The sequence below is a fragment of the Sediminihaliea albiluteola genome (assembly GCF_014077625.1).
In the GTDB taxonomy this organism is placed as follows: Bacteria; Pseudomonadota; Gammaproteobacteria; order Pseudomonadales; family Halieaceae; genus Sediminihaliea; species Sediminihaliea albiluteola.
Genome location: NZ_JACFXU010000018.1, coordinates 136,415 through 147,868 on the forward strand (window position 1 = coordinate 136,415; position 11,454 = coordinate 147,868).

Below are 11,454 nucleotides of genomic sequence, written 5' to 3' on the forward strand. Positions count from 1 at the left end.
TCAATGCCGATAACGAAACTGCTGCAGGGCGCTAAGCCGCTGTTGATGCTTTCTATTGCATTTAGTCTGGTGGCCTGCGCCACCCTGCGAGCCCCAGGCGTTGTGCCGCAACAAAGCCCTAACGACGACTATCAGTACCGCCTGGTGGAGCTGGATAATCAGATGCAAGTGCTACTGATCTCCGATCCAGATACTCCCAAAGCCGCAGCGGCACTAGATGTCTTGGTCGGTAGTGGTGATAACCCAGAGGGGCGTGCGGGGCTGGCGCATTTCCTCGAGCATATGTTGTTTTTGGGCACTGATAAATACCCCGAGCCTGCTGAGTATGAGGAGTACATCACCGAACACGGGGGCAGCCGCAACGCTTACACCAGTTTTGAGCACACTAACTATTTCTTCGATGTAAATGCTGATCACCTGCCGGAAGCCTTAGATCGCTTTGCGCAGTTCTTTATCGCACCGCGCTTTGATGCCCAGTACGTCGAGCGGGAAATGAATGCGGTTCAGGCTGAGTATCAGATGGGCCTGAAGAGTGACCCTCGTCGCGGCCTTGATGTTTTGCAAGAGGTGATGAACCCGGAGCACCCCTTCAGCCAGTTTTCTGTGGGTAGCTTGGAAACCTTGGCTGATCGCCCCGATGCGCCAATCAGAGATGACTTGCTGCGCTTTTATCAAAAGCATTATTCCGCCAATGCCATGCGCCTAGTAGTGATGGGTAAGCAGTCGCTGAATGAGCTGCAAGACTTAGTGACGCCAATTTTTTCTGAGGTACCTAATCGAGACTACCAGGCCCAGGAGATTGAGGTGCCACTGTTTAGTGAGGGAAGTTTGCCGCTGTTGGTTAAGGTGAAGCCTCAGGCGACCCTGCGTCAGCTGGAGATCTCGTTCCCGGTTCCTGATTATCGCCAGCGCTATCAGGCTCAGCCTCTGTCCTATTTAGGCAACCTTGTTGGGCATGAAGGTGAGGGGAGTTTGTTGTCTCAGCTTAAGACTGAGGGACTGGCTGAGAGCCTGTCGGCTGGATCTGGTTTGGCTTGGCGAGGTGGTGCGCTGTTTAGCCTGAATGTGGCCCTCACTGAGCGCGGTGTGCAGGATTATGATCGCGTCTTGCAACTGGTGTTTGCCTATCTCGATATGCTCCGTGAGGAGGGGCCGCAGCAGTGGCTGTATGAAGAGCAGTCACAGCTGTCAGCACTGCGCTTTCGCTTTAAAGAGGCGCGGGAGCCCATTAATTATGTCAGTGCGGTGGCCAACCGAATGCATTACTACGCGATGCAAGATGTGTTGCAGGGCCCCTATCTTATGACTGACTACGACCCGGCTCTACTGCAGGACTTGTTAGCTAATGTGGTTGCTGAAAATGCCGTGGTGACTTTGCACGACCAAAGTGTGCAAACCAATCAGCTGAGCCAATACTATGAAGTGCCTTACGCGAAGCATAAATTGGAGCTTGAGCAGCTCAATGCCTCGCGCAGCAGTACAGTTGAGGCTGATTTGCATCTGCCGGCCCCCAACGACTTTATTGCTGAAGATGTGTCGCTGGTAAAACTGGACAAGCCAGTTCCGGCAACGCCACAGCCTTTTGTTCAGGGTGCCAGGCAAACCTTATGGTTTCTGCAAGACGATGAGTTTCGTCTGCCCAAGGGCGCTACCTACGTGAACTTCCGCTCACCTCTAGTAGGGCAGACGGCCCAGCAAAGCGCAGCCGCAGGGCTTTATACCGCCATGCTGAAAGACGCAGTCAATGAGTTTGCCTACCCGGCTTTGTTGGCAGGATTGAACTTTGATCTCTATAAACACGCGCAAGGAATTAGCTTGCGTATAAGTGGTTATAACGATCGCCAGGCCTTGCTCTTGGAGCGTCTCTTGGCGGCAGTGCAAGCGCCGGAGTTTGAGCAGGCGCGCTTTATGAATATTCGTGCAGATATGATTCGTGGTCTACAAAACTCGGTGGCCAAGCGGCCTTCAAGTCAGGTCATTGATCGCTTGCGCGAAGCCCTGCTTTACGGAGAGTGGGGTGAGCAAGCCTTGATTGAAGCCTTGCAGGATATGACCTTGCCTGAACTCGAGCGCTATGCAGCTGAGTTTTGGTCAACAGCTACTGCTGAATCTCTGATCTACGGTAATTATTCGCGGTCGGTGGTAGATGAGGTGGCTGCCAGTGTTGGCGTGTTGCTGAGCGATAAGCCAGCACCGGCGTTGCCTGCGCTGCAAGTTCTGCGACTCGCCGAGGGAGAGTCTTTGCAATACGCCGTTGAGGTACCGCACGATGACTCAGTAATCGCTTGGTACCTGCAGGGCAATGGCGATACTTGGCGGGATCGAGCGGCAACTGCGCTTAGTGCCCAGGTGATCAAGTCGGGCTTTTTCCAGCAGCTGCGAACAGAGCAGCAGTTAGGCTATGTGGTAGCCGCTATTCCTTGGTCACAGCTTGATGTGCCGGGTTTGCTACTGCTGATTCAGTCATCCAACACCAGTGCGCCGGAGGTTGCTTCTGCTATTGATCAGTTTATGAAGGCGGTGCCAGCGGTGATCAGCGCAGAGCAATTTGAGCGACACCAGAAAGCCTTGCTACATGACATTACGCGTCCAGATAAAAACCTGTGGGAGCGAGCAGAGTTTTTCTGGCAGTCAATCGCTAAGAAACAGTACGACTTTGCTGGCCGTGAACGCCTTGCAGCGGCTGTGGAGGAGTTGAGTTTAGAGGATTGGCAGGCTTATTATCAGCAAGTGTTCCTCGATCAGCCGCACTCGCTGCAAGTGGTTGCGCCCGGGCGTTGGCAGAGTTTGCCAGCAGTGGCTGTTGAGCCCTTGCGCGATGCTGCAGATATCAAGCAGGGGCATGCGGTATATACAGTTCAATAAAGCCACTGCTTAGCTAAGACGTGCTGTAAATTTACTACATTTTGCGCTCAGTCTAAGAGGCTCAGTGACGCGAGGTCGCTGGGCCTTTTTTACAGTTTTTATAGGTCTGTTTTTGAAGCTAGAAGGGTTCCAATAAGGAACTATTGTTTCAATTTATAATAAGATGCTGTAGTATTTTTACATTCGACCTGAGCTTTTAGGCTGGAAGGCGGCAAGCAAGGGCGTTGTGACCTATACTGGCAAGGTGTGCCGCGGCAAGCTAGGTTCTATAATGACATTAGCCGCGACCAGCATCTCGCGCATCAACGTTAGGAGCGTATTCGGTATGACAGAAGACAAGGATCCCATCGAGACACGGGAGTGGTTGGAAGCGCTGGACTCAGTACTAAAATACAGTGGGCCAGAGAGGGCGAGCTGGTTGCTGATGGAGCTGGCAAAGCACGCCACTGAAACCGGTGTTCGCTTGCCGGCTGCCATTACTACCCCTTTCCGCAACACCATAGACCCTGCTGACGAGAAGGTCATGCCCGGCGATTTGTTTATGGAGCGCAAGATTCGTTCCCTCGTGCGCTGGAATGCGGTGGCCATGGTGATGCGGGCCAACGATAACGATGAGGGCTTGGGTGGGCATATCTCTAGCTTCTCCTCCAGTGCGACCCTCTACGATGTGGGCTACAACTATTTCTTCCGTGGCACCGAAGGCGGCCACCCCGGCGACCTGGTGTTCTATCAAGGGCACAGTGCCCCGGGTATGTATGCGCGCTCCTACTTGGAGGGCCGTTTCAACGAAGAGCAGCTGGATAACTTCCGCCGCGAGGTCGATGGCAATGGCTTGTCTTCCTATCCCCACCCTTGGTTAATGCCCGATTACTGGCAGTTCCCCACGGTCTCGATGGGCTTAGGCCCGATTCAAGCGATTTATCAAGCGCACGTTATGAAATACCAGCAGAGCCGCGGCTTGGTTGATCACGGTGACCGCAATGTGTGGTGTTTCCTCGGTGATGGCGAGTGCGATGAGCCAGAATCATTAGGTGCTATATCTAAAGCTGGCCGTGAAAACCTAGGCAACCTGATCTTTGTGGTGAACTGTAACCTGCAGCGCCTAGACGGTCCGGTGCGCGGTAACGGCAAGATCATCCAAGAGCTGGAAGGTATCTTCCGCGGTGCTGGCTGGGACGTATTGAAGGTAGTCTGGGGTCGCAAGTGGGATCAGCTACTGGAGAATGATGAGAGTGGTCTGCTGCAAAAGCGCATGGACGAAGTCTGTGATGGCGAGCTGCAGAACTACAAGTACAACGGCGGCGCCTATACCCGTGAGCACTTCTTCGGTAAGTACCCTGAAACCTTAGAGTTGGTTAAAGACCTGTCCGACGATGACATCATGTACTTGAACCGCGGTGGTCACGACCCTTATAAAGTCTATGCTGCCTATGCCGCAGCGGTGGCTCAAAAAGAGCGCCCGACAGTGATTTTGGCGATGACCGTTAAGGGCTATGGTACCGGCGAAGCAGGTGAAGCGGATAACGAAACTCACTCTCTTAAAAAGCTAGACTTTGACAGCCTTAAAGCTTTCCGCGATCGCTTTAATATTCCTATCTCTGATGATGAGCTTAAAGACGTTCCTTATTACCGTCCGGCGCCAGACAGCCCAGAAATGCGCTATATGCGCAAGCGCCGCGAGGAGTTGGGTGGGCCAATTCCCGTGCGGCGCAGTGAGGCGAAGGTGCTGACCACACCGCCTTTGTCGACTTTTGATAATCAGTTGAAGGGCAGTGGCAAGCGTCAAATCTCCACCACGATGGCCTTCGTACGGATGCTGTCGAACTTGGTGAAAGACAAAGAAATTGGCGAGCGCGTAGTGCCGATTATTCCCGATGAGGCGCGTACCTTTGGTATGGAAGGCATGTTCCGTCAGCTCGGTATTTACTCGGCGGTAGGGCAGCGCTATACCCCACAGGATTCCGGCCAGATCATGTTCTATAAAGAGGACAAGAAAGGGCAGATCCTGGAAGAAGGTATTAATGAGCTCGGTGCATTCTCTGCTTGGCTTGCGGCGGCAACTTCTTACAGCAACAGTGATTACCCAATGGTGCCGTTCTACATCTTCTACTCGATGTTCGGCTTCCAGCGTATTGGTGATATGGCCTGGGCAGCAGGCGATAGCCAAGCACGTGGCTTCCTGATCGGGGCAACGGCAGGGCGCACCACGCTGAATGGTGAGGGCTTGCAGCACCAGGATGGGCATAGCCACTTGCTGGCCAGTACCATTCCTAACTGCGTCAGTTATGACCCAGCTTACGCTTATGAATTGGCCGTCATTATTCAGGATGGCCTGCGGCGCATGCACCAGGAGTGTGAAAACAAGTTCTATTACGTCACCACGATGAATGAGAACTACGTTCAGCCAGAGATGCCCCAGGGTGTAGAGGAGGGCATTATTAAAGGTATGTACCTGCTCAAGCGCTCACCAGTGACAACTGGGCCGCGGGTACAGTTGATGGGCTCCGGCACCATTTTGCGTGAAGTGATTGCAGCTGCTGAAATGTTAGAAGCAGACTACAAAGTGGCAGTAGATATTTGGAGTCTTACCAGCATCAACGAGCTGCAGCGCGAAGGTAAAGCAGCGGTACGCTGGAATATGTTGAACCCTGAGAAACCCGCTCGAGTGCCTTACGTGACAGCATTATTGCAGGATCACGAAGGTCCCTGTGTCGTGGCGACAGACTATATGAAATCCTACGCTGATCAGTTGCGTGAGTTCATTCCTGGCTCCTTCACTGCACTGGGAACCGATGGCTTTGGCCGTAGCGACACGCGCGACAAGCTGCGTAAGTTCTTTGAGGTAAGCAGAGAATACGTGGTTATTGCAGCGCTGAAGTCGCTAGTGGATGAGGGTGAGTTGGAGTTGTCTGTGCTGCTCGAGGCCATCCGCACACTGGGAATATCTCCCGATAAGGTGGACCCGCTGTCTGTATAAACGACAGGTCTAAACTCTAGGCTGAAAAGGATACCGCACGTGGCGAAACAAGAAGTTATAGTACCGGATATCGGTGGTGCCGAGGGCGCTGAGGTCATTGAGCTGTTGGTGGCTGTGGGTGACACCGTAGAAGTTGAACAGGGCTTAATCGTCCTGGAGTCTGACAAGGCCTCCATGGAGATTCCCTCCTCGCACAGTGGCACAGTGCTTGAAATGAGAGTGGCTGAAGGCGATGAGTTAGCCGAGGGTGCCACTATTTTAGTGCTGGAGGTCGAAGCTGACTCGAGCTCGGCAGAGGAAGAGCCATCTGAGCAGGGCGGCGCCGCAGAGGAAGAGGCGCCGAGCGAGACATCAGCCGCCGCAGAGCCCAGTGCTGATGCGGACGCTGCGGAGGAGGCACCGGCGAGCTCCAGTGGCGAGAGTGTTGAGACAATCGTGCCAGTGCCCGATATCGGCACCGATGACGCTGTCGATCTGATCGAAATCTCCGTTGCTGTTGGCGATCAGGTTGCCGAGGGCGATTCGCTGGTAGTGCTGGAGTCTGATAAAGCCTCTATGGAAGTGCCATCGCCCAGCGCCGGTGAGGTGCTGGAAATCTTAGTTAAAGAGGGCGATAGCGTGAGTCAGGGTGACCCCCTGCTCAAGATGAAAGTGAGTGCAGCGGCTGAAGCTAAGCCCGAGTCACAGGAATCGCCTGAGCCTGCAGCAGCCACTGAGCCCGCTGAGCGTGCAGCAAGTGCGGCAGCAGCGAAAGCCTCAGCTCCAGCTCCAGCTAAAGCCTCAGCATCTGCTAGCGCTGACAGTTCAAGCGCCGCTGCTAACACTGGTGGCTCTGTGTATGCAGGGCCGGCAGTGCGCAAGATGGCACGGGAACTCGGCGTTGATATGCAGCGCATTAAAGCGACTGGCCCGCGAGGACGAATCCTCAAAGAAGATCTACAATCCTACGTCAAGGATGCACTAACAGCTAAGCAGGCTGGCGTGGCTGGCGCGGGTATTCCGCCTATCCCAGAAGTGGACTTTAGCGCTTTTGGTGAAGTGGAAGTGCTGCCCCGCAGCAAGCTGGACAAGCTCACCGCTAACAATATGCAGCGCAACTGGCTCAACGTGCCCCACGTTACGCAGTTTGATGAAGCAGATATTACCGAGCTGGAAGCATTCCGTAACAGCCTCAAGGCTGAAGCTGAGCAGCGCGGCACCAAGCTGACGCCACTACCGTTTTTGCTTAAAGCCTGTGCCATCGCTCTGCGGGACAACCCTAAGTTTAATGCCTCGCTATCGGCCGATGGGGAAGACTTGGTATACAAAAAATATACCCACATCGGTATGGCAGTAGAAACACCTGCCGGCTTGATGGTGCCAGTGATCCGTGATGTGGATCAAAAGACCCTGTGGCAACTGGCAGAGGAAGTGTTGGAGTTGGCTGGCAAAGCCCGCGATCGAAAACTTAAGCCGGCTGAAATGCAGGGCGGCTGTTTTACAATCTCCAGTCTGGGTGGCATTGGTGGCACCGGCTTCACCCCTATTGTCAGTGCGCCGGAAGTTGGCATCCTTGGTGTGTCTCGCGCCCAAGTTAAACCGCAGTGGGATGGCGAGCAGTTTCAGCCACGCACCATGCTGCCAGTGTCGCTGTCTTACGATCACCGGGTAATTAACGGTGGTGATGCAGGGCGCTTCTGTAGCCAGTTGGTGTCTTTGCTTGGCGACATTCGCAAGCTGCTGTTGTAAAACAGCAGCCATCATCCCCATAACAGGCCAGTGAGCGTGTTGCTCTATGCTACACTTCTTCGCTGCCACTGCAGTGGCAGCCTTGCTGCTGTGTTTAAAATGACCGTTTCAGGAAGCAATTTAGATGATCATTAAGCCTCGCGTACGTGGATTTTTATGTACCACCACTCACCCGGTTGGCTGTGCCGCCAATGTGCGCAACCAGATTGATTATGTTAAGGCACAGGGCTCTATTGAGAATGGCCCGCAGCGCGTGCTGGTGATTGGTGCCTCCACCGGTTATGGCTTGGCTTCGCGTATTACCGCAGCCTTTGGCTCGGGGGCTTCCACCTTGGGGATTTTCTTTGAAAAAGAAGGTACCGAGCGCAAGCCAGGTACGGCTGGCTGGTATAACTCCGCCGCTTTCCACCGCTACGCTGAAGAAGCGGGGCTCTATGCCAAAAGTATCAACGGCGACGCCTTTAGTGACGAGATCAAAAGCAAAACCATCGAGACTATTCGTAAAGATTTGGGCCAAGTAGATTTAGTGGTCTACAGCTTGGCGGCACCGCGTCGGCAGCACCCTGTAACCGGCGTGGTTCATAACTCGACTCTGAAACCTATAGGTCAAGATACGGTGCAGCGCGGGGTTAATACCGACAAAGAAGAGATACAGGACTATCATCTAGAAGCGGCCACTCAGGAAGAAATCGATAACACCGTAGCAGTGATGGGCGGTGAAGATTGGCAGATGTGGATTGATGCACTAGATGAGGCTGGCGTCCTGGCTGATGGTGCAAAAACCACCGCTTACACCTATATCGGTGAGAAGTTGACCTGGGATATCTACTGGCACGGTACCATTGGTGCGGCTAAGAAAGACTTAGACAAGCGAGTGCTCGATATTCGCAAACGTCTCGCTGATCGCGGTGGTGATGCGCGGGTGTCGGTACTTAAGGCAGTGGTCACTCAGGCCAGTGCAGCAATCCCTGCAATGCCCATTTACCTAGCTATCTTGTTCAAGGTGATGAAAGAGCGGGGCGTGCATGAGGGTTGTATTGAGCAGATCGACGGTCTGTTCAGGGAATCCCTCTATGCTGATCAACCCCAGCTTGATGAAGATGGACGCTTGCGTGCTGACGGCAAAGAGCTGTCATCCGAAGTGCAGGAAGCTGTGGCCGAGGTCTGGGAGCGTATCGATAGCGATAACCTGCATGAGGTATCAGATTTTGTGGGTTACAAACGCGAGTTCCTGCAACTCTTTGGCTTTGAGGTAGAGGGTGTTGATTACGATGCGGATGTCGACCCTGTAGTGCCTATTAAAAATATGGTGTAAGGCAGATGTTGGAGCATGGCATACCCTATGCCCTCAACGACCGGGTGCGGCGCTTAGTGGCGCCCAACCCAGGCATGATGACCGGGCCTGGTACGAACACCTATCTGTTAGGTAAAGAAGCAATTGCTGTGCTGGACCCCGGTCCAGCGATAGCAGAGCATATCGAGGCCATCCTTAAGGCTGGAGATGGCCGTATTCGATGGATTATTTGCACCCATACCCACCCCGATCATTCACCTGCCTGGCAGGCGGTGGCCGAGGCCACTGGTGCCGAAGTGCTTGGTGCTCTACCCGCGGACGATCGTTTTCAGGACGATACCTTTCAGCCGACGCAGGAGTTGCAGCACAATGATCTTCTAGAGACAGCGGACTTTCGGCTGCGCGCAGTACATACCCCAGGTCACGTCAGCAATCATTTCTGCTTTTTTCTTGAAGAAGAGGGCATGCTGTTCGCTGGCGACCATATTATGAAAGACTCGACAGTGGTTATTGTGCCGCCCGGTGGCGACATGAAAGCCTACGTGGAGTCTTTGCAGCTATTGCTTGATTACCCATTGCAGTCCATCGCCCCGGGCCACGGTGACTTAATCCTAGAGCCTCGTGCTGAGGTGGCGCATTTGGTTGAGCACCGCATGGCGCGCGAGCGCAAAGTGCTGGCAGGCCTTCAGCAGTTGGGCTGCGTGGACACCGATGCGCTGGTTAAAGTGGTTTACGATGATGTAGACAGCTCACGTCATGAGTGGGCTAAGTTGTCTTTGGCGGCACATTTGATCAAACTCTTGCAAGAAGGCCACGTGCGTCGCGATGACGACCAGCGCTGGGAGCTGCTTACGCCGACAACTTAAGATCGCCGAAGCAGACCGCAATATAAAATAACAATGTAGTACAGCGGAGATGTAGATGAACGGTTTGATGATGAATTCAGCCCTCACAGTAACCTCAATCTTGAGGCATGCTGAGAGGGTAAACGGCAGTACCGAAATAGTCTCAGTTACCAGAGACAACCCACGCCATCGCTATACATATGCCGAGTCTTTTGCCCGCGCTCGGCAGTTGGCAAATGCCCTGGCGAGCTGGGAGCTGGAGCGTGGTGATCGCATCGCGACTCTGGCCTGGAATGATTACCGGCACTTTGAAACCTATTACGCCTCAGCCTGCAGTGGCTATGTCTGCCACACTATTAACCCGCGCCTGTTTCCTGAGCAACTGGTCTATATCATCAACCATGCCGAGGATCGCTACGTTTTTCTGGATCCAGATTTTATGCCTCTGGCGGAGGCGATAGCTGACCAGTGCCCGACGGTAAAAGCGTGGGTGGTACTGAGCTCAGAAAGCCATATGCCGGAAACCTCACTGGCCAATGTGCTGTGCTACGAGACATTGCTGCAGCAGTTTGACAGTGACTTTGAGTGGCCTGAGCTGGACGAAGAAGAGCCCTGTGCACTGTGCTACACCTCAGGCACTACCGGCAACCCCAAGGGGGTGCTCTATTCGCATCGCTCGACCCTATTGCACGCTTATGGCGCAATGATGCCCGATGGCATCTCTTTTTCAGGTCATGATGTGGTGTTGCCCATTGTGCCGATGTTTCATGTGAATGCCTGGGGAATTCCCTATTCTGCACCTATGGCGGGCGCTAAAATCGTGTTTCCCGGCAATAAGATGGGCGACGGGGAAGTACTGGCGGCCTTGATCAACGAAGAAAAGGTCACCAAGTCCGCGGGGGTCCCTACAGTTTGGTTAGCTTTGCTCGCCCACCTCAAGTCTAGCGGTGAGCGTATTGATAGTTTGAAACGTATTATTGTCGGTGGTGCCGCTTGTCCTTTATCAGTGATGGAGGATTTAGATCACTACGGCGTCGAGTCCCGTGTTGGCTGGGGCATGACTGAGACCAGTCCACTGGGAACCGTTAACGCAAGCGCCGAGTTTCGCGATAGCTACAGTGAGGAGGAGTTTGCCAAGCTGCGCCTTAAGGCTGGGCGGCCAGTATTTGGCGTTGAAGTAAAAATTGTCGATGACGCGGATCAAGAGTTGCCTTGGGATGGCGTGACTTACGGCAGTTTACTGGTGCGCGGTCCTTGGGTTTGTTCAGGCTATTTCCGCATGGACAAGAGCGATGCACACCGCGCTGATGGCTGGTTTGAAACGGGTGACGTAGCGACTATTGATGCCAATGGCTATGTCGCAATCACTGACCGCACCAAGGATGTTATTAAATCCGGGGGTGAGTGGATTTCATCGATTGAAGTAGAAAACATCGCTACAGATCACCCTAAAGTTGCGGAAGCTGCGGTGATTGGTCAGCCCCATCCGAAGTGGAGTGAACGCCCCTTGCTAGTGGTGGTGCGCTCATCTGAGGGGCAAGACTTGACTGTAGAAGAGATGCTGGCCTGGTTTGACGGCAAGATTGCCAAATGGTGGAAGCCAGATGCAGTGGAGTTTGTGGATGAGCTGCCTCATGGGGCGACCGGCAAGATTCAGAAAATGAGTCTGCGTGAGCAGTTCAAGGATTATAAATTTCCTGAGGTCTAACTTACTGCAGTACAAATAAAAACGGCCCGCTGCATTG

Annotated in this window: 6 protein-coding genes; all 6 read left to right on the top strand. The window is 53.7% G+C overall.

Annotated features, from left to right (window positions below; translation table 11 throughout):
- Nucleotides 1-3 precede the first annotated feature (3 nt).
- The 6 genes from H2508_RS14095 to H2508_RS14120 all read left to right on the top strand — a co-directional run bounded on the left by H2508_RS14095 (nt 4) and on the right by H2508_RS14120 (nt 11,417).
- Nucleotides 4-2,865 (top strand): insulinase family protein, encoded by a 2,862-nt coding sequence (locus H2508_RS14095; protein WP_235965405.1) that lies wholly within the window; start codon nt 4-6, stop codon nt 2,863-2,865.
- A gap of 325 nt (nt 2,866-3,190) precedes the next feature.
- Complete coding sequence (gene aceE, locus H2508_RS14100) at nt 3,191-5,842, top strand: pyruvate dehydrogenase (acetyl-transferring), homodimeric type (RefSeq protein WP_182175142.1); 2,652 nt, start codon at nt 3,191-3,193, stop codon at nt 5,840-5,842.
- A 39-nt stretch (nt 5,843-5,881) separates the two neighbouring features.
- A complete protein-coding gene (gene aceF / locus H2508_RS14105; protein ID WP_182175145.1) occupies nt 5,882-7,570 on the top strand; it encodes a dihydrolipoyllysine-residue acetyltransferase in 1,689 nt (562 codons plus the stop codon).
- 124 nt (nt 7,571-7,694) lie between these two features.
- Complete coding sequence (fabV, locus tag H2508_RS14110) at nt 7,695-8,885, top strand: enoyl-ACP reductase FabV (RefSeq protein WP_182175150.1); 1,191 nt, start codon at nt 7,695-7,697, stop codon at nt 8,883-8,885.
- 5 nt (nt 8,886-8,890) lie between these two features.
- Nucleotides 8,891-9,730: an MBL fold metallo-hydrolase gene (locus H2508_RS14115; protein WP_235965406.1), complete on the top strand. Its 840-nt coding sequence runs from the start codon at nt 8,891-8,893 to the stop codon at nt 9,728-9,730.
- 55 nt (nt 9,731-9,785) lie between these two features.
- A complete protein-coding gene (locus H2508_RS14120; protein ID WP_182175153.1) occupies nt 9,786-11,417 on the top strand; it encodes a long-chain-fatty-acid--CoA ligase in 1,632 nt (543 codons plus the stop codon).
- Nucleotides 11,418-11,454: the final 37 nt, after the last annotated feature.

What these genes read in the sequence shown, in the direction of transcription:
- H2508_RS14095 (WP_235965405.1), top strand. Translation starts at nt 4, where the DNA reads ATGCCGATAACGAAACTGCTGCAGGGCGCTAAGCCGCTGTTGATGCTT.
- aceE (WP_182175142.1), top strand. Translation starts at nt 3,191, where the DNA reads ATGACAGAAGACAAGGATCCCATCGAGACACGGGAGTGGTTGGAAGCG.
- H2508_RS14120 (WP_182175153.1), top strand. Translation starts at nt 9,786, where the DNA reads ATGAACGGTTTGATGATGAATTCAGCCCTCACAGTAACCTCAATCTTG.
- H2508_RS14115 (WP_235965406.1), top strand. Translation starts at nt 8,891, where the DNA reads ATGTTGGAGCATGGCATACCCTATGCCCTCAACGACCGGGTGCGGCGC.
- fabV (WP_182175150.1), top strand. Translation starts at nt 7,695, where the DNA reads ATGATCATTAAGCCTCGCGTACGTGGATTTTTATGTACCACCACTCAC.